This is a genomic window from Thermophilibacter immobilis (assembly GCF_015277515.1).
In the GTDB taxonomy this organism is placed as follows: Bacteria; Actinomycetota; Coriobacteriia; order Coriobacteriales; family Atopobiaceae; genus Thermophilibacter; species Thermophilibacter immobilis.
The window spans coordinates 631,804-654,151 of the sequence record NZ_CP063767.1 but is presented as its reverse complement, the minus strand read 5'-3'; the positions used below and the strand labels follow the sequence as shown (position 1 = coordinate 654,151).

Sequence of the window (22,348 nt, the reverse complement as noted above, 5' to 3'; positions counted from 1 at the left end):
GAGCGGGCGCCGCCGACACAGGACGGACCTAGGGGGACTCATGCCTCGAACGCTCTTCATAGACGCCGACGCCTGCCCCGTCACGCGCGAGGCGCTCAGCTGCGCGCGCCGGGCGGGTGCGCACGTGGTCATCGCAGGCAACAGCACGCAGAACCTCGAGCGCCACATCCGTCGGGACGATCCCCGAAGCAAGGGCGCGGCCCGCCACGGCTTCTGGGCCGAGACGCTCGACGTCTCCGTGGGGGCGGACTCGGCGGACTTTGCCATCGTGGAGCGCCTCTCGGCCAACGACGTGGTGGTCACGCAGGACATCGGGCTGGCCGGCATGGTGCTGGGCCGCGGCGCCGCCGCCATCGGCGTGCGGGGGCACGTCTACCGCAGGGAGACCATCGACATGGAGCTCTTCATCCGCCACGAGGAGAAGAAGGTCCGTCGAGCTGGCGGACGCACCAGGGGCCCGGCCCCCTTCACGGATGACGACCGCAGGCGCTTCTCGGCGAGGCTCTCCGAGCTGCTCGAGGACTGACAGGGCGCGGCCGGCCCCCCTCGCACGCGGCCTTCGCGCTACGCCCGCACCGCGAAGGCGAGCCCGAAGGCGCCCGGGCCGCAGTGCGAGGTAATCACGTTGCCCGTGTCGTACCAGGTGACCTCCTTGAAGCCGAGCTCGCGCGCGTGCGCCTCGGCCAGCTCCTGCACGCGCTCGGGAAGGCCCGAGGAGCGTATGAAGAAGACGCGCTCGGGGTCGAACTCCTCGCGCAGGGCGAGGTAGTCGATCAGGCTCACCGCCGCCGGCCCCATGGACCCGCGCATCTTCTTGGTCGCCGTCAGCTTTCCGCCGATGAGCTCCACGGCGGGCTTGATCTTGAGAAGCGTGGCCCCCACGAACGCGGCGTTGGAGAGGCGTCCGCCCGCGCGCAGGTAGCCGAGGTCACCGGGGATAAATGCCAGGTGGGTGCGCGCGGAAAGGTCCTCGACGTGAGCGCGCGCCTCGGCGACCGTGGCCTCGGGGTGCGCGCGCACCCACCGGGCCGCGTCTGTCACGATGAAGCCCTGGCCAATGGTCACCTGCTTGGTGTCCACGAAGCTCACGTAGTCGCGGCCCTCGGCGGCCGTGAGCGCGGACTCGAGCGAGCACGTGGTCACCGCGGAGTAGGCCACGTGCAGGATCTGGGCGTCCGGCTTGGCCTCGTGAATGCGATCGAACACGGCCTGAAAGTCGATGGGCATGCAGCCGCTCGTGCGCGGCAGCACTACCAGCTGACGGCACTGCTCGAGCATCTCCGCCGGGGGAAGCGTGCCGTCGTCGATGGTCCTGTCGCCGATGATCACGTGCATTGGGACGAGCTCGATGCCCAGCTCGGCCGCCTGGTCGCGGGGGACGTCGCAACCCGTCTCGGCAGTGATGACAATCTTGGCCATGCGTGCCCTCTTTTCTCTTGTCTTCGAACTGCGAACGAGCACTTTTTTAATCAAATTCAAAAATTAGTAATCTAAGAACGAGCAGCTAGATAAACTAATCAAGTGTATATCATGGGAGAGATTCAAAACAGGGGGACACGCTACGCACACAGTCGAGCCTGGGGATCCCAAGCGATCCCGCCAGGTGCGGGCGCTTCTCTGCAGACGCACCACAACTTTGACAAGCGAATGTGCGATGCTGGGGGGCCGTTGCCTGAGGCGGGAGAAGAGGACCCCGAAGCACGGAAGAGGAGAGACGCATGTACCTCGAGCAGATCGACGCTCCCTCTGACGTGCGTGCCCTTCCCGCTTCTGCCCTCCCCGCCCTCTGCGACGAGATTCGCTCCGCCATCATCTCGAGCTCCGCGGCCGTCGGTGGCCACCTGGGCCCTAACCTCGCCGTCGTCGAGCTCACCGTTGCCCTGCATCGCGTCTTTCGATCCCCGCGCGACAAGATCGTCTTCGACGTCTCCCATCAGACGTACCCCCACAAGATGCTCACGGGTCGGGCACGGGCGTTTCTGGACCCCGCGCACTACGAGGACGTCTCGGGCTTCTCCAGCCCGCGCGAGTCCGAGCACGACCTCTTTGCGATGGGGCACACGTCCACCTCGGTGAGCCTCGCCTGCGGCCTCGTCAAGGCGCGCGAGCTCGCGGGAGAGGGCTACGACGTCGTGTGCGTCATCGGCGACGGCGCCCTCTCCGGGGGTCTGGCGTTCGAGGGACTCGACAACGCGGCCGAGCTCACGAGCGGTCTCATCATTGTCGTGAACGACAACGAGTGGTCCATCGCCCCCGACCAGGGAGGCATCTACCGCAACCTCGCCGAACTCAGGAGCACGGGGGGCGCGGCGCCCCACAACTTCTTCCGCGCGCTGGGGTTTGACTACCGCTACCTCGAGCGCGGCCACGACGTCGCCGCGCTCGAGGGGGCGCTGGGCGAGCTCGCGGGCGTCGACCACCCCGTAGTCCTGCACGTTCACACCAAGAAGGGAGCTGGTTACGCACCCGCCGAGGCTGACCCGGAGACCTGGCACCACCCCCGTCCCTTCGACGTCAAGACGGGTGCCTTCTTGTCCTCCGCCGACGCCAGGGGCTATGACGCGATCACGGGCTCCTTCCTCTTTGCGCGCATGGCCGCCGACAAGGGCGTCGTGGCCGTGAGCGCCGCCACGCCCTACGTCATGGGCTTCACACCAGAGCTTCGCGCGCAGATAGGTCCTCAGTTCGTGGACGTAGGCATCGCCGAGGAGCACGCGGTGAGCTACGTGACGGCCCTGGCCCAGGCCGGAGCCAAGCCGGTTCTGGGCATCTACGCGACCTTCCTGCAGCGCGCCTATGACCAGCTCTGGCACGACCTCTGCCTCAACGCGGCCCCGGCCACGATCCTGGTCTTCGGCGCCTCGGTATACGGAACCACCGATGCCACCCACCTGGGCTTCTTCGACATTCCCCTGCTTGGTTCGCTGCCGGGCCTCACCTATCTCGCGCCCACGTGCCGCGAGGAGTACCTCGCCATGCTCGACTGGTCGCTTGGTTGGCGAGGGGGACCTGTGGCCATCCGCGTGCCGGTCGCAGACGTGGTCTCGCGTCCGGACTTTGCACGGCCCGCGAACTTCGCACGAGGGGGGGAGGTCGTGCGCGAAGGCTCCGACGTGGCGATTCTCGCCTTGGGCGATGCCTTTCCGCTGGGAGAGAGGGCCTGCGAGGCCCTCGAGGGGCGCGGGGTCTCCCCCACCCTCGTGAACCCGCGCCTGGCCACGACGCCCGACGAGGAGCTGCTCGAGGGACTTGGCTCCCGGCACGGGCTCGTGGTCACGCTGGAGGACGGCATCGTGGAGGGCGGCTTCGGCGAGCGCTGCGCGCGCGTCCTAGCCGAACGCGGAGACGCACGCGTGCGCTGCTACGGCCTGCCGCGCGCCTTTCTCGACCGCTACGACCCCGAGGAGCTTCTCGCCCGCCGCGGCATGACGGTCGAGGGCGTCGTGGGCGACGTAATGCGTGATTTGGGCCGCGCGTAGACCTCCAACGAAGGCTTTTTTTGGAGCCTGAGGGGACTTGTCGGGCTAGTAGACCTGAGCTCCAAACGGAAAAAGCGAGAGCTTGGCCATCTTGAGAAGTTGCAGACCGTAGGGTATGCCGATGATCGTGGCGCACCAGACGACGCCGCTCACAGCATACGCCGCCGCCATCCAGATGCCGACGAGCACCACCCAGAACAGGTTCGCCACGAGGCTCGGAGCGCCGCCCCCGTAGACAATCTGTCTGCCGAACGGCGCAAGCGTGAGCGAGGCCATCTTCATGCACTGCCGCCCCAGGGGAATGCCCACGACGCTGACGTAGAAGATGAGCCCGGCGAGCGCCCACCCAAGCGCCGTCGCCAGGCCTCCCAGGACAATCCAGATGATATTGGCCAGCGTGCGCACAAGCTCCCCCTTCGACTGTCGATAAAATCATGCTACACCTAAGCGCTAAGCTGTTATCAGCCACCAAGAGAAAGGACTCCCATGAACGACTTTACATTCTGCTCCCCCACCAAGTTCGTCTTCGGGCGCGGCGTCACGGATCGCGTGGGGCCGGAGCTCGCCTCCGCGGGTTACGCCCACGCGTTCGTCATCTACGGGCAGGGCTCCGTGGTTCGCACGGGCACGCTCGGTCGCGTGCTCGCGTCTCTTGACGAGGCCGGAATCGCCCACACCGAGCTGGGCGGGATTCGTCCCAACCCCGAGGTCGGCCCCGTGCGCGACGGCATCCGGACCGCACGCGAGATTGGCTGCGACCTGGTCCTCGCCGTGGGGGGAGGCTCGGTCATCGACACCGCCAAGTCGATCGCGGTCGGCGTCCCCTACGCCGGAGACGTCTGGGACCTCTTCACGGGAGCCCCCAAGCCCGCGGGAGAGCTTCCCGTGGCGAGCGTCCTCACCATCCCCGCCGCGGGATCGGAGGCCTCCGCGGGGTGCGTCATCACCAACGACGAGCTCTCCCTCAAACGCGGCATCCCCTTTGACCTGAGACGCCCCGTGCTCGCCTTCATGGACCCGGAGCTCACCTTCACGCTGCCCCCGTACCAGACCGCAGCCGGCGTCAGCGACATGATCGCGCACGTCATGGAGCGCTACTTCTCGGCCGCGGGCCCGGTGCCCATCACCGACAACGTGGCCACCGGAATCATCCGCTGCCTCATCAAGGAGACCCCGCGCGCGCTCGCTGACCCCACAGACTACGACGCGCGCGCCAACATCATGTGGGCGGGCATGCTCGCCCACAACGGCCTCGCCGGGCTCGGGCGCGGCACCGAGCCCGGCGGGAGCTCGGCGGGCGGCTGGGAGAGCCACGGCCTCGAGCACGAGCTCTCGGCGCACGACGCGCGCGTCACGCACGGCGCCGGCCTCGCCGTCATCTTCCCGGCCTGGATGCGCTACGTGTGGCGCACCTGCCCCGAGCGCTTCTGCTCCTTCGGGCGCGACGTCTTTGGCATCGAGCCCGTGGACCCCGCCGCAGACGGCGTCGACGTGGAGCCCGAGGAGGCCGTCACCGACGCGGTCACCGCCACGATCGACGAGCTCCAGAGCTTCTTCGTCTCGATCGGCATGCCGCGCACGCTCGGGGAGCTCGGCGTCACGAAGGAGCAGATCCCCGCGCTGCTCGAGACCCTCGAGCAGAACAAGGGACCGGAGTTCGGCGAGTTCAAGCTCCTCACCATGGCCGACGCGCGGGCCATCTACGAGTCCGCACTCTAGCGGACGCGCTCGCTTCGTCTCGGTGCGGAGGCGCGGGGTCGCGGCAAGCGGCCTCGCGGCTCTTTTTGTTGCCCACCTCGCACGGGAGGGAGTCCCTAGAGCGCGGCGAGAAGCCCGTCTGCCTGGGCGTCGAGGCGCGCGGCGTCCTCGGCCGGGATCTCGTAGACGCCCGTGGCCCACGTTGCGGCGGGCAGGGAGAAGCCCTCGCCGTCGCCCTGGACCGGGCGGGCCTTGACAACCTCGAGGAGCGCGCGAAGCGCCGCGCGGGAGCCCGCCGTGGCATTCGCGCCGCCGACGCCCGAGATGGCCGCGGGCTTTCCCGTGAGGGGAAGCGGTGTCTTATAGTCCCCCGCAACGAGCGGACGACTCATCCAGTCGATTACGTTCTTCATGGGAGCCGTCATGGTGCGGTTGTACTCCGGCGAGAAGAACCAGACGGCATCGGCGGCCGAGAAGGACGCGCGCACGCGGCTCACCGACGCAGGGGCGGGAAATTCGATGTCCTGGTTCATGAGCGGCACGTCCGCGTACTCAAGAATCTCGACCTCGGCTTGATCGGCCAGATGCTCGGCGGCATGGGTCGCCAGGATCCGGTTGAACGACCCCCTGCGCAGCGATCCCACCACGAACAGCAGCCTCTTCTTGTCTGACATGACGTTCCTCTCTCCTCTGGCCGCGTGCTGCCTCTCGCCGCAGCCTCGCTTCCTCATGTCTGCTCCTCTTACTATCCCCCTTGGCGGGACCCCCGGCAGCCCAGAAACCATACGCCGCGGGGGCCTTAGAATCGAGCGCGCGAAAGTCGGGCCGCTCGGACGAGGAGAGCGTACTTCTCGGCGACGCTTTCCCCGTTGGCAGTTCCTGACGCCCATCGCAAGACGGGAACTTTCGCGCACTCGATGAGACCGGCGACGCTATCCCAGGCGTTCAGCACGGCAGACGTGGACGCAGAGAGGCGGATCGTGGCAAGACAAAGAGTGCACGACTAGAACCGCCACCTGCCGCGACTGCGCGCCCGCAGCCCGCATCCCACCGCTCCCGGAAAAAAGATGGAATCGCTCTTATCCTCTGGCATCTCTGAGCGGTGCCGTCAGGCACGGGTCAGACAAAGGTAAGACAGCGCACATGACGTCCCTGATACGCTCCCCACCCAGGCATCGGAGGAGAGGAGCATGCATGAGCACAGGACAACTACCAGGGGACAGAGGACCTAAGGGGCAGGTCGGAAGGAGGGTACGCGCCGCGCTTCTCGCGTACGCGCTCATGCTCTCCCAGCTCTTGGGCATGGCAGGCCCAACCACGCTGGCGCAGGCCCTCGACGACGCCGTCACCCTTCGAAGCAGCCTCGGCTCCGACTCCCATGACGGCTTTCCCAACTTCATCCATTACTTTGACGTCGACGGGACGGGAGACGTGCTCACCATCGGCTACTGCATGAACATGGGGCGCTACAACGAGGAGGCCGAGGTCTATGACGCGGGGTGGGACTATGCCTCGGGGCCGCTCGCCTACATCGCCTACAACGGCTACCCCAACACCACGACGGTCGCGGGCCACCAGCTCAGCGAGTTGGGAGCCCGAACCGCCACGGCCATCGCCGTCTACATGGAGTGCGGCTACATCGAGCCGGGCGCCGACTGCCACGTGCCCGCAGGCGTCAGCGATGACGGGAGCGGCGGCTACAGCCTCTCCGACTACGGCCCCACCAGCGGCGTGGTACGCGAGGCCGCCGTCTCCCTCTACGAGGCGGCCCAGGCGCACGGGTCCGAGGACGGTCCCTGGAACCACGCCGCGGTTCGCGTCTACCACGCCCCCTCCCCTCGCGTCCAGAACATGCTCGTCGTGCAGAGAAACGTAACCGTGACCCTCTCCAAGGGCTCGGCCGACGCCACCCTCACGAGCGGCAACGATGAGTACTCCCTCGCCGGAGCCACCTACGAGGTTCGCCGGGAGTCCGACGACGAGCTCGTGGCCACGGTCACGACGGATGCGGACGGGCGCGCGAGCTGCACCCTCTCGCCCAACGAGCGCTACTACGCCGTCGAGACAAAGGCCCCGAGCGGATTCGTGGCCAACCCCGAGCGCACGTACTTCCAGACGGGCGTCGAGAACTCCACGGAGCAGCTCATCGACGAGCCCGGCACCGTCACGCTCGTCGTGCGCAAGCAGGACTCCGCCACCGGGGGCGCGGCGCAGCCGGGAGCCTCTCTCGAGGGCGCCGAGTTCACCGCCGTGGACGCCAACGGAGACACGCACCTTGCTGTCACCGACGCGACCGGCACCGCACGCTTCGAGAGGCTCCCCCTCGGACGGGTGCAGGTCACGGAGACCAGGGCACCCGCCGGCTACCTGCCTGACGCGACCGTCCGCACGTATCACGCGAGCGCCACCGAGCTCGGCGACGCGGACACGGTCGATCTCTCCCCGAACGACCCCGTCTCCGAGGACGTCGTCGCGTTCGACCTCGAGCTGACAAAGTTCGCTGACGACGGCCTCGACGAGGGCTCGGGGATCGAGAAGCCCGCCGCCGGGGTGCAGTTCCAGATCGTGAGCAACACCACGGGAGCGGTCGTGGGCACCATCGAGACGAACGCCTCCGGCTACGCCGACACCGCCTCGGACCCGAACCTCTGGTTCGGCGCGGGCACGCGACCCGAAGCCGCGGGTGGGGCCCTTCCCTACGATGCGGCCGGATACACCATTCACGAGGTCGAGAGCAGCGTTCCGGAGGGCTTCTCCCACGTCGGTGACTGGACCCTCTCGCCCGACGCCATGTCCGCCGGCGCGAAGCTGCAGTACATCGTCGACAACCACGCACTCTCCGCGCGGCTGCAGGTCGTGAAGGTCGACGCCACGAGCGGGCTCACCGTGCCCCTGGCGGGGTTCTCCTTCCAGATCCTGCGCGAGGACGGCTCCCCGGTCACGCAGGAGAGCTGGTATCCCACCCACGTCGAGCTCAGCGAGTTCACGACCGACGAGACGGGCACGCTGACCCTGCCCCAGCGCCTGGTCCCGGGCACCTACTACCTCCACGAGACCGCCGCGCCCGCCCCCTATCTCGTCGGCACAAAAGACGTGCAGGCCGTCGTTGCCGCGGACGCGACGCTTCCTCCGGTAGTCGTCGCGCGCTACACGGACGCGCAGGCCACGGGCCGCGCCACCATCGTCAAGACGGACGCGCAGAGCGGCGCGGCGCTCGCGGGCGCGGAGTTCGACGTAATCGCACGCGAGGCAATGACGTCCCCGGATGGAACGATTCAAGCGGTCGAGGGCCAGGTCATGGGGCACGTCATCTGCGACGGTGAGGGCCGGGCCTCGCTCGACGGCCTCCCCCTCGCAGACGGGAGCGCCACCTACGCCTTCGTCGAGACGAAGGTCCCCGCAGGCTACGTCCTCGATGCCATCCCCCACGAGTTCACCCTCACCTACGAGGACCCCGAGACCCCGGTCGTGGAGGCCGCGACGGAAGCGAGCAACGTCGCCAACTCCCTCACCATCACCAAGGCCGAGCTGGGCTCCCCCGAGATGACGCTTCCCGGAACGGTCTTCTCCTGGTGGAGCGCAGATGCGGGAGACGCGCCGGGCGAGGCCGAGGGAGCGCGCAGCGTCACCGTCGGCGACGACGGAATCCTGCGCATCGAGAAGATCGCGCCGGGAGACTGGTACCTTCAGGAGTCCGCGCCCGTGCCCGGCTACGTGACGGACGCCACCCGACACAGCGTCCACGTGGGTGAGGACGGCATCATCTCCGCTGACTGGTTCGACGACGCAGGACAGGCCAGCGCGTTCCTGGAGAACGACCACACCAGAGTCGAGGTCTCCAAGCGCGACGTAACCACCGAGGAGGAGATCCCCGGAGCGTCCCTCAGCGTCACCGACTCCGTGGGCACCGTCGTCGATGCCTGGACCTCGACCGAGGGGCCCCACCTCATCGAGCGGCTCGCACCCGGCACGTACGTCCTCACCGAGACGATGACGCCCCACGCCTACGACCAGTCGCAGTCCGTCACGTTCGAGGTCGCCGAGGCCGGAGAGATTCAGAAGGTGGTGCTCTACGACGAGCCCGTCTCGGTCACGGGACAGCTGGACAAGCGCCAGGAGATCGCCGACGCCCTTGACCCGAACACGGTGGAAGACGGCGACGGGGCCAACCGGGCCAGCGTCTCCGTATCCGAGGAGGGTCTCTACGATTACAGCCTCGACTTTCGCAACACGAGCTCGACCTGGGTCGACGAGCTCACCGTCACGGACTCGCTCGACGGGGTCAGAGACGGTCTCGCCGAGCTCGTGGGCATCACGACGCCGCGCGTCACCGGGGACTACGACGGCCTTCTGAACGTCTGGTACCAGACCGACCAGACACCCATAGGCTACGTCGACCCCGCAGGCGCCAACGCGACGCGCTCGGACGCTCATGCGAACCCCTGGCTCGAAGGCGACGGCAGGGCACTGGAATACGCCGGCTGGAGGCTCTGGAAGACGGACGTCGCCGCCGGGGACAGCGTCGAGCTCGCCGCGTCCGACCTTGGGATCGCGTCCGACGAGCACGTGACCGCCGTCCGATTCGAGTACGGGCGCGTCGAGAAGGACTTCACCACGCGCGTCGGGGACTGGGACCGCTCCGACCTCAAGGACGTCCACGACGATCTGGATGACGTCGTGGCAGACCACGACCAGACGCTCTCCTCGGCCGTCCTTCACCTGCGGGTGACCGAGGCCTACGAGACGGGATGCGTTCTCGACAACACCGCCGCTCTCGACCTCTTCCGCAACGGCGGCAAAGAGAGCCTCGAGGACCATGACGCGGACGCCGTCACGCAGACGCCACGCAGTTTCATGCCGCTTCTCCCCGGCACCGGGGAGGGGCCCTCACCGGCATCGCTTCTGGCCGCTCTCGGACTTGCGGCGCTCGCCGTGCCCCTCGTGCGCAGACGCCTCCACGCCTAGACAAGGTGGCCCGGCCGCAGCCGGGCCACCGCGACTTCTGTGCAATCCCTGGTTTTACGGCGGGGACGGCCGGCAAAGGGCATAATGCCCCCATTAACCGCACCGCCAAAGGAGCTTCATGGAAGCCGCCTTCTACGACTTTATCAACCAGTTTGGCTATCTTGCCATATCAGCGCTCATCTTTCTCGAGAACGTGTTCCCGCCCATTCCCTCCGAGCTCATCCTGCCCCTCTCGGGCTTCTTCACCACCTCGACCGACCTCGTCCTGCCCGGCGTCGTCGCCGCCGCGACGGTCGGTTCCGTCACCGGGGCGTTCGTGCTCTACGGGCTCGGTCGCATCCTCTCGCGCGAGCGCCTCTCCAGCTTTCTCGACACGCCCCCGATGCGGCTTCTGGGCTTCAAGTCCGACGACGTCACGCATGCCATCGGCTGGTTCGACCGCAAGGGCCAGCTCACCGTCCTTGTCTGCCGCTGCGTCCCCGTGGTCCGCAGCCTCATCTCCATCCCGGCGGGCACCGCGCGGATGAGCCCGGTGCGCTTCTCCCTCTACACCCTCGCCGGCTCGCTCGTCTGGAACACCGTCCTGTGCGTGCTGGGAGCGACGGCGGGCAGCGCCTGGCAGAGCGTCACGGCCGAGGCGGAGTGGATCTCGGACATCGTCAAGCTGGTCATTCTCGCCGCCGTGGTCGTGGTGCTCGTCTGGTGGTTCGTCCGTCGCATCCTGCCCGCCCTGCGCGAGCGTCGCACCGGGAAAACCACCAAGGGAGCCGACAGGGACCACGCCGACGCCTAGGCACGACACGCCGCAAAGCGGGACACCCCTGCTCGCGAATTCGGACCCGTGGCATGGGGACGCCTCATTCGCTCACAAAATTGGGACTGGGGCAGACCTCAGGCGACCTCTGCGTGCCATGGCTCTTGATTCGCAAGCATTTCTCGTCGGCGACTGCCCCAGTCCTCGATTTACGAACGCGGTCGCGCGCCAGAGGCCGCGCGCCGACGCCAAGGGGGCGAGCCGCCAAAAGCGACCCGCCCCCCGCGCGGCGACCTGAGCTGTATGAGCCGCACGCCCTACTTCATCGCGGTCTCCCTGGCGGAGTAGCCGCGATGCCCGGTGCACTCGAAGCGCTTCATGTCAGAGGCCGCCATGCCCTGGACCTCTCCGTGGCGCTTCTCGTAGAGGCTGCTCTGCTCGTCCTCCCAGAGGCGGTCGGCCACGGGAGCCCATGCCTCGGCAGCGGGGCGCGTCTTCTCCGCAAGCTGCTGAGGCGACTCCTTCTCGACCAGGTCGGTCGAGCGCGCACCGGTCTCGGCCACCATCTGGGGCAGCGTCTCGGGATTCTCGAGCATGGGACAGGGCTTGAGGTGGTTGTTGTTGAACGGCTGCCCCTCGTAGTACTTCATGAAGATGGGCGAGCGCAGCGCATCAAGCAGGCTCATGTCGCGGATGTTGGCGTTGGAGTAATGGATGAAGACGCAGGGCTCCACGTCACCGGCGGCGTTGATGTGCAGGTAACGACGACCACCGGCGATGCAGCCGCCCACGTACTCCCCGTCGTTTTGGAAGTCGAGCGTGAAGATCGGCTTCTTCTCGCGCATCTCGCGGATGAAGCGGTACATCTTCTCGCGCTGTCGGGGCGTGGGTATGAGCTCTGCGGTGGCGTTGCGGCCGACGGGCATGAAGTGGAAGTACCAGGAGAACAGGGCTCCCTTGTCGATCATCCAGTCGATGTTCTCCTCCGTCGCCACCGTGTCCGCGTTGTCCTTGGTCCAGCAGCACGAGATGCCAAAGGGGAGCTTGTGGGAGCTCAGAAGATCCATGGCCTGCTCGATCTTGAAGTAGACGCCCTCGCCGCGACGGGCGTCGGTCGTGCGCTCGTTGCCCTCGGCTGAGATGGCGGGCACGAAGTTGCCCACGCGAATCATGTCCTGGCAGAACTTCTCGTCGATGAGCGTCGAGTTGGTGAAGCAGAGGAACATGCAGTCGGGGTGCTTCTCGCAAATCTTGATGAGGTCGGCCTTGCGCACGAGAGGCTCGCCGCCCGTGTAGATGTACATGTGCGTGCCAAGGGCCTTGCCCTGGGTCACGATCGAGTCGATCTCGTCGAAGGTGAGGTTCTGCTTGTAGCCGTACTCGGCCGCCCAGCAGCCGATGCAGTGCAGGTTGCAGGCGCTCGTGGGGTCGAGCAGGATGGCCCACGGGATGTTGCAGTCGTACTTGTCACGTGCCTTCTCCTGGACCGGCCACGCGAGCAGGTTTCCGTCGATGAGAAGCGCCTTGAGGAGCTTGGTGCGCATCTCGGGGTTGAGGTCAAAGACCTTCATCATGAGCTGGTACCAGTTGCCCCGGCTCTCGATGGCGTCGGAGAACGCCTTGCGCTGGTTGGGAAACACCGAGTCGGGCACCAGCTTGTTGACCAGATCCATGATCTTGTCGATGTGAGCCGCCGGATCGTCGTCGATGTAGTCGACGAGCTTGTTGAGCGCCGCGCGCTCCGCCGTCTGAGTAAGTCCCATGGTGGTTCCCCTCCTACTTTTCTGATGCTCCATCACGCCCCTGTCGCCGCGGCGTGAGCACCAATCCTCCCCTGCGAAAAGCTAGTTTCAACCCACTAACTCCTCGCGCTTCATGGAGAGAATACGACTTTCCTTCCCGTTTTTAAAATATATTCAAAAAATCTACACCCAGGGTCACCGGGAGGCGTCCGAAGCGGCGGCGAAACGCTTTTTCGAGCACGGAAAGCTCCTCCTGGTCCCAGCCGTCCGCGCATCCGCGCCGCAGCTCGCGCCGTCCCCGCGACCGCTTGCGTCAGAAGTCCGCCTCGAGGGAGGCTGGTCCCTATCCTAAGGTGTGAGGCGCACCGATCGTGTCCCCCTCGGCGCCGGTCGTGTCGGCGCGCGCAAGCGGGACCCGCGCGCTCGTATCATAAAACGCGACGAGACGAGTCGCGAAGCGTTGCCTGAAGGAGCGAACATGAGACACGCCGACATACTCAAGAAGCTCTCGCTTGCCGAGAAGTGCGCGCTGCTCCAGGGTGCCACCACCTTTGGAACCTGGCCCAACGAGCGGGTGGGCGTGGGCTCCCTCGAGTTTTCAGACGGTCCCAACGGCGTGCGCCATCAGGCGGGGGCGGCCGACCACCTGGGCCTCAACGGCTCGGAGCCGGCGACGTGCTTCCCCACCGCCGTCACCGTGGCCAACAGCTGGAACCCCGCGCTCGGCGAGCGCGTGGGGGCCGCCATGGGCGAGGAGGCCGCGGCGCAGGGCGTGGGAACGCTGCTGGGCCCCGGCCTGTGCATCAAGCGCAACCCCCTGTGCGGCCGCAACTTCGAGTACTTCTCGGAGGACCCCTACCTCGCGGGCAAGATGGCCGCAGGCTACGTGCGCGGCATCCAGTCCAACGGCATCGCGGCCTGCCCCAAGCACTTTGCCGTCAACAGCCAGGAGACGCGCCGCCAGGCCTCCGACTCCGTCGTCGACGAGCGCACCCTGCGCGAGATCTACCTCACCGCCTTTGAGATCTGCGTGCGCGAGTCCGACCCAAAGTCGATTATGAGCTCGTACAACCTCGTCAACGGCACCTACGCCAACGAGAGCCCCCACCTGCTCAAGGACATCCTGCGCGGCGAGTGGGGCTTCGGGGGCGCCGTCGTCACCGACTGGGGAGGCTCCAACGACCACGTCGCCGGCGTCCGGGCGGGCTCCACCTTCGAGATGCCCGCCCCGGGGCTGGGCTCCGTGCGCGAGCTCATCGCCGCCGTCAAGGCCGGCACCCTTTCCGAGGCAGACGTGGACGAGCGCGCCGACGAGGCGATCGAGCTCGTGCTCGCGACGCGCGCCGGCGTCGAGGGGGCGCCCGCGTCCTTTGACGTCGAGGCCCACCACCGGCTGGCCCGCGAAGCCGCGGCGGCCGGCTGCGTTCTGCTCAAGAACGAGGGGTCCCTGCTGCCCCTGCCCCCCTCGGTCAAGGTTGCCCTCATCGGCGACTTCGCCAAGACGCCGCGCTACCAGGGCGCCGGCTCCTCTGCCGTCAACTCCACCAAGGTGGACAGTCTGCTTGGCCTCATCGACGAGACCGATCTCTCCCTCGTGGGCTACGAGCCGGGCTTCGAGCGCCACGGCGGCAAAAACGAGTCCAGGCGCGAGGCCGCGCTCGACCTGGCTCGCCGCGCCGACGTCATTCTGCTCTGCCTGGGCCTCGACGAGATCGCCGAGTCCGAGGGAGCCGAGCGCCGCAGCATGCGCCTCAACGAGAACCAGGTCGAGCTCGCGCACGCCGTGTCCCAGGTCAACCCCAACGTGGTCGTGCTGCTCAGCGCCGGCTCGGCCGTGGAGACCGGCTGGGTCGCCGACGCGCGCAGCATCCTCTACTGCGCCCTGGGCGGTCAGGCCGGCGCCGGGGCGGCGCTCGACGTGGTCTCGGGCAGGGTCAACCCGTCCGGCAAGCTCGCCGAGACCTGGCCCGTGCGCTACGCGGACGTGGCCAGCGCCGAGAGCTTCCCCGCCGACGCGCTCGCCGCCGAGTATCGCGAGGGCCTCTACGTGGGCTACCGTTACTACCAGACGGCGCGCGTCCCCGTGGCCTACCCCTTTGGCTACGGCCTGTCCTACACGAGCTTCTCCTACGCTGACCTCGAGCTCAGCGAGTGGGACGTCTCGTTCACGCTCGTCAACGACGGTCCCCGCGCGGGGACCGAGGTCGCGCAGCTCTACATCTCCAAGCCCGACCACGCGGTCTTTCGCCCGGAGCAGGAGCTCAAGGGCTTCGCCCGGGTGGAGCTCGAGGCCGGCCAGAGCCGGCGCGTAACCATAGAGCTGGGCGACAAGGCCTTCCGCTACTTCAACGTGCGCACCAACCAGTGGGAGGTCGAGGGCGGCACCTACGAGCTGCGCGTGGCCGCCTCCGCCGACGACGTCCGCCTCACGGGCCACGTCGAGCTCTCCGGCACCGGCGCGCCCGACCCCTACGAGGGCGTCGACGTCAGGCCCTACGAGACCGCCGACGTCGCCCATGTCGACGACGCCCACTTCGCGGCTCTCCTTGGCCACCTGGTGCCCGGGGGCGCGGCCGAGATCGGCTGCAACATGTGCTTTCGCGACCTCAACCACGGGCGCTCGCCCCTCTTCTGGATCGTCTGGCTCGTACTGCGTACGATCAAGAACTCCTCGGAGCGCTCCGGGCACCCCAACCTCAACGTGCTATTCATCTGGAACATGCCGCTGCGCGCGCTGGCAAAGATGACCAACGGCATGGTCAACATGCGCATGGTCGACTCCCTCGTCATGGAGATCCGCGGCTTCTGGGTCATCGGACTCGTGCGCCTGATCGTGGAGTTTGTCGCCAACCTCGTCCAGAACGCCCTGCTCTCCCGTAAGATTGCCGCCGCCTCCCAGCCTCGCTCGGCATAGCTGCCGCGCAACAGAAAGGACCGACCATGAGCTTCAAGACGTGGACCGAGGAGCACCAGGGCATCTGGGAGTTCATCAAGTTCAACGTGCTCTCCAACGTCTCAACCATCGCGCGCTTCGTGCTCGTGTGGGCGGGCACGGCGCTCTTTATCAACGCCCTCAAGATGACCGATCCCTTTCACTTCCTCATCTTTGACTACACGCAGCCCAGCTCGAACGGTCTGGGGGGCTTCGTCACCTTCCTCGTCGCCGAGGTGCTTGCCCAGGTGGTCAACTTCTTCGTTCAGATGAGGTGGGTCTTCAAATCCGACGCCTCCTTTGCCGACGCCGCCTGGAAGTACGCCCTTCTCGCCGTGCTCATCGTCGTGGTGAACCTAATCTTGCCGGGCTACGTCACGGACTTCTGCACCACTACCTTCGGCATGGACGCCACGTTGGCCGGGACCGTGGCCTCGGTGGTCAACACGCTTCTCGCCGTCGTCGTGAGCTTTCCCCTGCTCAAGTTCTGGATCATGCCCGACGACAAGGCCGCCTAGGGTCCTCCTCGCCTCTCGCATGCCCCGCTCGGAGCCGCGTTGCCGCCAGGACGGGACGGTGACGCGGCCCCTTTTTGCAGCGGGCCCAAACGACGCCACTAGTTGGCGTCGACTTTGTCACAAGACACAAGATGTTGTGTAAATTGCACGGGGGCCCCTAAGGCCGCCCCTTTCTGGTCATGCACGGGGAGCATCTCTGATAGGTTGGACGAACCCGTTATCCGCAAAGATGCGCAACGGCATCAGACAAGGGAGCGTGAGCAGTGAGCCAACAGGCATGGCAGGGCTTTACGGGCGGTAGCTGGGAGCACCAGATCGACGTCCGCGACTTCATCCAGAGGAACTACACCCCCTACGACGGCGACGAGTCGTTTCTCGCCGGACCCACCGAGAACACCGCCAGGCTCTGGGACGAGGTCATGGACCTCTTCTCCGCCGAGCAGGAGGCGGGCGGCGTCCTGGGCATGGACACCAAGGTCGTCTCCACGATCGTGAGCCACCCCGCCGGCTACATCGACCAGCCCCTCGAGAAGATCGTGGGCCTGCAGACCGACAAGCCCCTCAAGCGCGCCCTCATGGTCAACGGCGGCATCCGCATGGCCCAGGCCGCCTGCGAGCAGAACGGCTACGAGGTCGACCCCCAGATCGTCGAGTTCTACACCCACAACCGCAAGACCCACAACGCCGGCGTCTTCGACGCCTACACGCCCGAGATGCGCGCCTGCCGCCACTCCCACATCATCACCGGCCTGCCCGACGCCTACGGGCGCGGGCGCATCATCGGCGACTACCGGCGCGTGGCGCTCTACGGCGTCGACGCCCTCATCGCCGAGAAGAGGGCCGAGAAGGCCGGCACGCAGAAGACCATGAGCGAGAAGACCATCCGCCACCGCGAGGAGCTCTCCGAGCAGATCCGCGCCCTGGGGGAGCTCAAGCGACTCGGAGAGGTCTACGGCCTGGACATCTCTGGGCCTGCGGCCACCTTCCAGGAGGCCGTCCAGTGGCTCTACCTGGGATATCTCGCCGCCGTCAAGGAGCAGAACGGCGCAGCCATGTCCATCGGTCGCAACTCCGCCTTCCTCGACGTCTACGCCGAGCGCGACCTCGCGGCCGGGACCCTCACCGAGGAGGGAGCCCAGGAGATCGTCGACCACCTCGTCATGAAGCTCCGCATGATCAAGTTCGCGCGCACGCCGGAGTACAACGACCTGTTCTCCGGCGACCCGCAGTGGGTCACCGAGTCAATCGGCGGCATGGGCGTCGACGGGCGCTCGATGGTCACCAGGACGAGCTTCCGCCTCCTGCGCACCCTCGAGAACATGGGCACCTCGCCCGAGCCCAACCTCACGGTGCTCTGGTCGACGCGCCTGCCCGTGGCCTTCAAGCGCTACTGCGCCCGCATCTCCATCGCCACGAGCTCCATCCAGTACGAGAACGACGACCTCATGCGCGTCTACCACGGCGACGACTACGCAATCGCCTGCTGCGTCTCCTCGATGCGCATCGGCAAGGAGATGCAGTTCTTCGGTGCCCGTGCCAACCTGGCCAAGTGCCTGCTGTACGCCATCAACGGCGGGCGCGACGAGGTCACCGGCGAGCAAGTGGGCCCCCGCCTGCGGCCGGTCGAGGGTGACTACCTCGACTACGACGACGTCGTGGCCAAGTACCGCGACATGATGGCGTGGCTGGCCGGCGTCTACGTCAACGCGCTCAACGTCATCCACTACATGCACGACAAGTACTGCTACGAGCGGCTGCAGATGGCCTTGCACGACGAGCACGTCCACCGCTGGTTCGCCACGGGCATCGCAGGGCTCTCCGTGGTCGCAGACTCCCTCTCCGCCATCAAGTACGCCCGGGTTCGCGTGGTGCGCGACAAGACCGGACTGGTCACCGACTACGTCATCGAGGGCGACTCCCCCCGGTACGGCAACGACGACGACCGCGTCGACGGCATCGCCCACGACGTCGTCGAGCGGTTCATGGCCTGCGTGCGCGAGAACGACACCTACCGCGACTCCGTGCCCACGACCTCCATCCTCACGATCACCTCGAACGTCGTCTACGGCAAGAAGACCGGCAACACGCCCGACGGCCGACGCGCAGGCGAGCCGTTCGCCCCGGGAGCCAACCCCATGCACCGACGAGACACCCACGGTGCCGTGGCCTCGCTCGCCAGCGTGGCCAAGCTCCCCTTTGGCGACGCGCAGGACGGCATCTCCAACACCTTCTCCATCGTCCCCGACGCGCTCGGCAAGGCCGACTCGGTGCTCTTCGACGAGCTCGACCTCGACGCCCTCGGCGTCGACCTTCAGATAGAGAACCCGGCGGGCGCATGCGGCGACTGCGGCTGCCGCTAGGCCGAACTCTCGGCACCGGGCCCCGACCCGACGCCGCCACTCGAGAAAGGAACCACCATGAAGACCTCCGACGCCTCCCCCGAGCAGGTCGACAACCTCGTGAGCATGATAGACGGCTACGCCGAGGAGGGCGGCCATCACCTCAACGTCAACGTGTTCACGCGCGACACGCTCCTTGACGCGCAGGCCCACCCCGAGAAGTACCCGCAGCTCACCATCCGCGTCTCCGGCTACGCCGTCAAGTTCGCGTCCCTCACCAAGGAGCAGCAGGACGACGTGATCTCACGCACCTTCCACGAGGCGCTGTAGCCTTGTCGGTCGCTCCCCACGCGGACGCGACCACAGACCCGCTCGCCGTGCGCGGGCGGGTCCACTCCCTGGAGACCTTTGGCACCGTTGACGGCCCCGGCACCCGCCTCGTGGTCTTCTGCCAGGGGTGCCCTCTGCGCTGCGCTTACTGCCACAACCCAGACACCTGGGCCTTTGCCGGCCCCGACGGCGCGGGGCCGGGCGACGAGACGAGCGTGCGCGAGATCCTGGGGGTATTCGAGCGCAACCGCCCCTTCTACCGTCGCGGCGGCATCACGGCCACGGGGGGCGAGCCCATGGCGCAGGCGGACTTCGTGGCCGCCCTCTTCGCCGCCGCCCACGCCGCCCCCGCCGGGCGCATCCACACCTGCCTCGACACCTCCGGGGCTACCTACGAGACTGCGGGTGCCGAGCGCTTCTCGGCCCTTCTGGACGAATGCGACCTCGTGCTGCTCGACATCAAGGCGTCCGACCCCGCCCTCCACAGGAGGCTGTGCGGCCTTTCCGCGACGCACGCGCTCGCGCTGGGAGACGAGCTGGCGCGCCGCGGCGTGCCCGTGGTCGTGCGCCACGTCGTGGTGCCCGGCCTCACCGACGGTGAGGAGGAGGTCGCCGGCGTCGGGCGCATCATCGGCGACTGGGACAACGTGATCGGGCTCGACCTGCTCCCCTACCACACGATGGGCCGCGTCAAGTACGAGCGGCTCGGCATCGCCTATCCCCTCGAGGGGGTCCCGGCCATGGACGCTGCGCGCTGCCGCGAGCTGCGCCGCGTTGCCCTGCGGGCCCGCGTCGAGCGTCGTCGGGAGCGCGGGCGCTAGCGCGCTGCGTGCAGGCCGTCACTCATTCGACAGCGCCCTCTCCTCGTTTCCCTGCGCTCGCGTGGGAGGGCAACCCTGCACAGGGCAGACGGAAACGGAGCGGTGCACGTGTCCCTCAGAAGCTGAGCGCACGACAGCCCGTCACGGTGGGAGTCACGCTGTTCTCAATGCCCTTTGGCGAGGGGGTCGGGGGCGCAGTGGCCCCCGATCCCCTCCCGCGCATGCCCGGGCGGTCGCCTAGACCGTGGCGAGCTCCTCGGAGTTGTTGCTCACGATGATTTTGACCTGCTTCTTCTTCTCGGGGCCGGTCAAGGTCTTGAAGCCCTCCTCGACGATGTCGTCGAGGGCAATCTTCTTGGTGATGAAGCCGTTGGCCGGAATCTTGCCGGAGGACAAAAGCTCGATCACGTTGTCAAAGTCGCTGCCGCAGTAGGCGATGGAGCCCACGACCTTCTTCTCGGGGATGCAGACGTCGTTGAGGTCGAGCTGGACGGGCTTCTCCCAGATGGAGGTGACGACCACGGTGCCGCCCACGTGGACCGCGTCGAGCAGCTTGTGGAAGACGGTCTCGGCGCCCGTGCACTCAAACGCCACGTCGGCGCCAAAGCCGTCCGTGCGCTTTTTAATCTCCTCGACCACGTCACACTCATTGGGGTCAAGAACCACGTCGGCGCCGGAGTTCTTGGCGTACTCCTGGCGGACCGACTTGCGCTGGACCATGATGACCTGCTTGGCGCCCAGCGCGCGTAGCGACTCGACCGTCGCGAGGCCGATCGTGCCCGCGCCGGCCACGACCGCCGTCATGCCCGCCTGGAAGCCCCCGGCCTCGAGCGAGTGGTAGCCCACGGCGAGCGGCTCGACGAGCGCGGCCTTGTCGTACGGCAGGGAGTCGGGAATCTTGTGGACGAACCGGTGGCGGAACGTCGTGTAGTCGGCAAACCCGCCGCCCCGGCCGGCGAGGCCGTGGAAGCCGAGGTTCACGCAGAGGTTCTCGTGGCCGGATTGGCAGGCCGGGCAGGTGTCGTCGCAGACGAGGGGTTCCACGACCACGCGGTCACCCACCTTGACGTTGGTGACGCCCGGGGCCACGTCGACGACCTCGCCGGAGAACTCATGGCCCAAGATCACGGGTGCCTTCTCGCCGGTGATGGGATGCGGGGTGCCCACGGGGATAAAGATCGGGCCCATGAGGTATTCGTGCAGGTCGGAGCCGCAGATGCCGCACCAGTGCAGCCTCACCTTGACGTCATAGTAGTCGTCAACCTGTGGCTCGGGAACGTCCTCGACGCGAATGTCGCCCGCCTCGTACCAGCGTGCTGCCTTCATGTGCATCATCCTTTCCAATGACAAAAGAAAGTGGCGCGCCTGCGCGTCGCCGCCCGAGGCTGAGCCTCGTTGAGATGGTAACATTTTCGCAACAACGGCTGGTGCCGGGAATGGACGGCGCACCGGGGCGCTACGCGCGCTCGGCCATCTCGAGCACGAGACGGACGGTGTTCTCCCAGCCCAGGCACGCGTCGGTGATCGACTTGCCGTACACGCCGCCGCCCACGGGCTGGTTGCCCTCCTCGAGGTAGCTCTCCACCATGAAGCCGCGCACGAGCCGCCCGATCGCGGGCGAGCGGCGCACCGAGTCCATGACCTCGTGGCAGATGCGCATCTGCTCGAGGGGCCGCTTACCCGAGTTGTCGTGGTTGCAGTCGATGACGACCGCCGGAGAGGCGTAGGTGTCCGTCGTGTACCTCGCGCAGAGGCGCTCGAGGTACTCGTAGTGGTAGTTGGGGTAGTTGATGCCATCCAGGCCCACGTAACCGCGCAGGACCGCGTGCGCGAGCGGGTTGCCCGTGGTCTCGACCTCCCAGTTGCGGAAGATGAAGGTCTGGGGCTGCTGCGCCGCGTAGATGGAGTTGAGCATCACGGCGGTCGAGCCTCCCGTGGGGTTCTTCATGCCCACCGGCATGGGGACGCCCGACGCCACGAGGCGGTGCTCCTGGTTCTCGACCGAGCGAGCGCCGACCGCGATGTAGGCGAGAAGGTCAATGAGGTACTGGTAGTTGGAGGGGTAGAGCATCTCGTCGGCCGTGAAGAGGCCCGTCTCCTCCACCACGCGCAGGTGCATGTGGCGGATGGCCTTGATGCCACCGAGCATGTCGTCGGCCGCCTCGGGGTCGGGGTTGTGGAGCAGGCCCTTGTAACCGGTCCCCTTGGTGCGCGGCTTGTTCGTGTAGACGCGCGGAATCACGACCAGGCGGTCTTCGACGCGCTCGGCCAGCTTGGCGAGCCGGTTCGCGTACTCGAGCACGGAGTCCTCGCGGTCCGCGGAGCAGGGGCCCACGATGAGCAGGCGCCGCTCGTCCTCGCCGCGCAGAACCTTTGCGACCTCGGCGTCAACGGCCACCTTGCGCTCGGCCAGCTCGACCGACAGCGGCATCTCCTCGCGGATCTCCTTGGGGATGGGCAGGCGGCGCTTGAACTTCATGGACATGGGACTCCTCCGTCTTTATCGAGAACTACTCGCAGTATGACGGGGGCGTTTCTCGCTGGTGGCGGGGCGGCCAAGATGATCGGCTCCCGAAACAAACGTGCGACCACACCTTGCGTCGAGGCTGCCATGGCGCACGGACTGGTTCTTCTCAAAGGCGATTTTGTGCGAGGAGGCAGGCTCGCGGAGACGCGAACGGGCGTGAGCACACCCAAGCTGGCTTTCACCGCGGAGGGCTCCCCGCGCGACCGGGCGGGCATGCGTCCGACACGGCTAGAATGGGGCCGA

General features: G+C 67.2%; 16 protein-coding genes. 10 read left to right on the top strand and 6 right to left on the bottom strand.

Features of this window, described 5'->3' with window-relative positions; genetic code table 11:
• Positions 1-40: 40 nt before the first annotated feature.
• A complete protein-coding gene (locus tag INP52_RS02895; protein WP_194372254.1) occupies positions 41-526 on the top strand; it encodes a YaiI/YqxD family protein in 486 nt (161 codons plus the stop codon).
• A 38-nt stretch (positions 527-564) separates the two neighbouring features.
• Here INP52_RS02895 and INP52_RS02890 read toward each other — a convergent pair whose 3' ends face one another.
• Positions 565-1,419 carry a DegV family protein gene (locus INP52_RS02890; protein WP_194372253.1) on the bottom strand — a complete coding sequence of 285 codons (855 nt, stop codon included), beginning with the start codon at positions 1,417-1,419 and terminating at the stop codon, positions 565-567.
• Positions 1,420-1,718: 299 nt separating this feature from the next.
• On the opposite strand from INP52_RS02890, the gene INP52_RS02885 reads away from it, so the two are divergent.
• Positions 1,719-3,479: a 1-deoxy-D-xylulose-5-phosphate synthase gene (locus INP52_RS02885; protein WP_194372252.1), complete on the top strand. Its 1,761-nt coding sequence runs from the start codon at positions 1,719-1,721 to the stop codon at positions 3,477-3,479.
• A gap of 45 nt (positions 3,480-3,524) precedes the next feature.
• Here INP52_RS02885 and INP52_RS02880 read toward each other — a convergent pair whose 3' ends face one another.
• Entirely contained in the window at positions 3,525-3,884 is a 360-nt protein-coding gene (locus tag INP52_RS02880) for a YccF domain-containing protein (RefSeq protein ID WP_194372250.1), read from the bottom strand.
• An 81-nt stretch (positions 3,885-3,965) separates the two neighbouring features.
• Here INP52_RS02880 and INP52_RS02875 point away from each other — a divergent pair, with 81 nt between their 5' ends.
• Complete coding sequence (locus tag INP52_RS02875; protein WP_194372248.1) at positions 3,966-5,198, top strand: iron-containing alcohol dehydrogenase; 1,233 nt, start codon at positions 3,966-3,968, stop codon at positions 5,196-5,198.
• A gap of 95 nt (positions 5,199-5,293) precedes the next feature.
• Here INP52_RS02875 and INP52_RS02870 read toward each other — a convergent pair whose 3' ends face one another.
• Entirely contained in the window at positions 5,294-5,851 is a 558-nt protein-coding gene (locus INP52_RS02870) for an NADPH-dependent FMN reductase (RefSeq protein WP_194372246.1), read from the bottom strand.
• A gap of 520 nt (positions 5,852-6,371) precedes the next feature.
• Here INP52_RS02870 and INP52_RS02865 point away from each other — a divergent pair.
• Together INP52_RS02865 and INP52_RS02860 are read left to right on the top strand one after the other, a co-directional pair.
• Positions 6,372-10,142, top strand: coding sequence for a SpaA isopeptide-forming pilin-related protein (locus INP52_RS02865; protein ID WP_194372245.1), 3,771 nt, complete (start codon positions 6,372-6,374; stop codon positions 10,140-10,142).
• Between the two features lie 118 nt (positions 10,143-10,260).
• Positions 10,261-10,935, top strand: a complete 675-nt coding sequence (locus INP52_RS02860) for a DedA family protein (RefSeq protein WP_194372244.1) — start codon at positions 10,261-10,263, stop codon at positions 10,933-10,935.
• Positions 10,936-11,213: 278 nt separating this feature from the next.
• Here INP52_RS02860 and INP52_RS02855 read toward each other — a convergent pair whose 3' ends face one another.
• Positions 11,214-12,659, bottom strand: coding sequence for a radical SAM protein (locus tag INP52_RS02855; protein WP_194372243.1), 1,446 nt, complete (start codon positions 12,657-12,659; stop codon positions 11,214-11,216).
• A 457-nt stretch (positions 12,660-13,116) separates the two neighbouring features.
• On the opposite strand from INP52_RS02855, the gene INP52_RS02850 reads away from it, so the two are divergent.
• The 5 genes from INP52_RS02850 to pflA all read left to right on the top strand — a co-directional run bounded on the left by INP52_RS02850 (position 13,117) and on the right by pflA (position 19,578).
• Positions 13,117-15,552: a glycoside hydrolase family 3 C-terminal domain-containing protein gene (locus INP52_RS02850; protein WP_194372242.1), complete on the top strand. Its 2,436-nt coding sequence runs from the start codon at positions 13,117-13,119 to the stop codon at positions 15,550-15,552.
• A 26-nt stretch (positions 15,553-15,578) separates the two neighbouring features.
• The gene (locus INP52_RS02845) at positions 15,579-16,088 is read left to right on the top strand and encodes a GtrA family protein (protein ID WP_194372241.1); all 510 of its coding nucleotides are present in this window, start codon (positions 15,579-15,581) and stop codon (positions 16,086-16,088) included.
• Positions 16,089-16,351: 263 nt separating this feature from the next.
• Complete coding sequence (gene pflB, locus INP52_RS02840) at positions 16,352-18,448, top strand: formate C-acetyltransferase (RefSeq protein ID WP_194372240.1); 2,097 nt, start codon at positions 16,352-16,354, stop codon at positions 18,446-18,448.
• Positions 18,449-18,505: 57 nt separating this feature from the next.
• Positions 18,506-18,757 (top strand): autonomous glycyl radical cofactor GrcA3, encoded by a 252-nt coding sequence (gene grcA3, locus INP52_RS02835; protein WP_194372239.1) that lies wholly within the window; start codon positions 18,506-18,508, stop codon positions 18,755-18,757.
• Between the two features lie 2 nt (positions 18,758-18,759).
• On the top strand, positions 18,760-19,578 hold the full coding sequence (gene pflA / locus INP52_RS02830) for a pyruvate formate-lyase-activating protein (protein ID WP_194372237.1): 819 nt from the start codon (positions 18,760-18,762) through the stop codon (positions 19,576-19,578).
• A 237-nt stretch (positions 19,579-19,815) separates the two neighbouring features.
• Here the strand turns inward: pflA and INP52_RS02825 are convergent, their stop codons facing one another.
• On the bottom strand, positions 19,816-20,904 hold the full coding sequence (locus INP52_RS02825) for a 2,3-butanediol dehydrogenase (RefSeq protein WP_194372235.1): 1,089 nt from the start codon (positions 20,902-20,904) through the stop codon (positions 19,816-19,818).
• Positions 20,905-21,034: 130 nt separating this feature from the next.
• Positions 21,035-22,063 carry a 3-deoxy-7-phosphoheptulonate synthase gene (locus INP52_RS02820; protein ID WP_194372233.1) on the bottom strand — a complete coding sequence of 343 codons (1,029 nt, stop codon included), beginning with the start codon at positions 22,061-22,063 and terminating at the stop codon, positions 21,035-21,037.
• Between the last annotated feature and the right edge of the window lie 285 nt (positions 22,064-22,348).

What these genes read in the sequence shown, in the direction of transcription:
- INP52_RS02895 (WP_194372254.1), top strand. Translation starts at nt 41, where the DNA reads ATGCCTCGAACGCTCTTCATAGACGCCGACGCCTGCCCCGTCACGCGC.
- INP52_RS02890 (WP_194372253.1), bottom strand. Translation starts at nt 1,419, where the DNA reads ATGGCCAAGATTGTCATCACTGCCGAGACGGGTTGCGACGTCCCCCGC.
- INP52_RS02845 (WP_194372241.1), top strand. Translation starts at nt 15,579, where the DNA reads ATGAGCTTCAAGACGTGGACCGAGGAGCACCAGGGCATCTGGGAGTTC.
- INP52_RS02820 (WP_194372233.1), bottom strand. Translation starts at nt 22,063, where the DNA reads ATGTCCATGAAGTTCAAGCGCCGCCTGCCCATCCCCAAGGAGATCCGC.
- INP52_RS02825 (WP_194372235.1), bottom strand. Translation starts at nt 20,904, where the DNA reads ATGAAGGCAGCACGCTGGTACGAGGCGGGCGACATTCGCGTCGAGGAC.
- INP52_RS02850 (WP_194372242.1), top strand. Translation starts at nt 13,117, where the DNA reads ATGAGACACGCCGACATACTCAAGAAGCTCTCGCTTGCCGAGAAGTGC.
- INP52_RS02885 (WP_194372252.1), top strand. Translation starts at nt 1,719, where the DNA reads ATGTACCTCGAGCAGATCGACGCTCCCTCTGACGTGCGTGCCCTTCCC.
- INP52_RS02865 (WP_194372245.1), top strand. Translation starts at nt 6,372, where the DNA reads ATGAGCACAGGACAACTACCAGGGGACAGAGGACCTAAGGGGCAGGTC.
- INP52_RS02855 (WP_194372243.1), bottom strand. Translation starts at nt 12,659, where the DNA reads ATGGGACTTACTCAGACGGCGGAGCGCGCGGCGCTCAACAAGCTCGTC.
- INP52_RS02870 (WP_194372246.1), bottom strand. Translation starts at nt 5,851, where the DNA reads ATGTCAGACAAGAAGAGGCTGCTGTTCGTGGTGGGATCGCTGCGCAGG.
- INP52_RS02875 (WP_194372248.1), top strand. Translation starts at nt 3,966, where the DNA reads ATGAACGACTTTACATTCTGCTCCCCCACCAAGTTCGTCTTCGGGCGC.
- INP52_RS02860 (WP_194372244.1), top strand. Translation starts at nt 10,261, where the DNA reads ATGGAAGCCGCCTTCTACGACTTTATCAACCAGTTTGGCTATCTTGCC.
- grcA3 (WP_194372239.1), top strand. Translation starts at nt 18,506, where the DNA reads ATGAAGACCTCCGACGCCTCCCCCGAGCAGGTCGACAACCTCGTGAGC.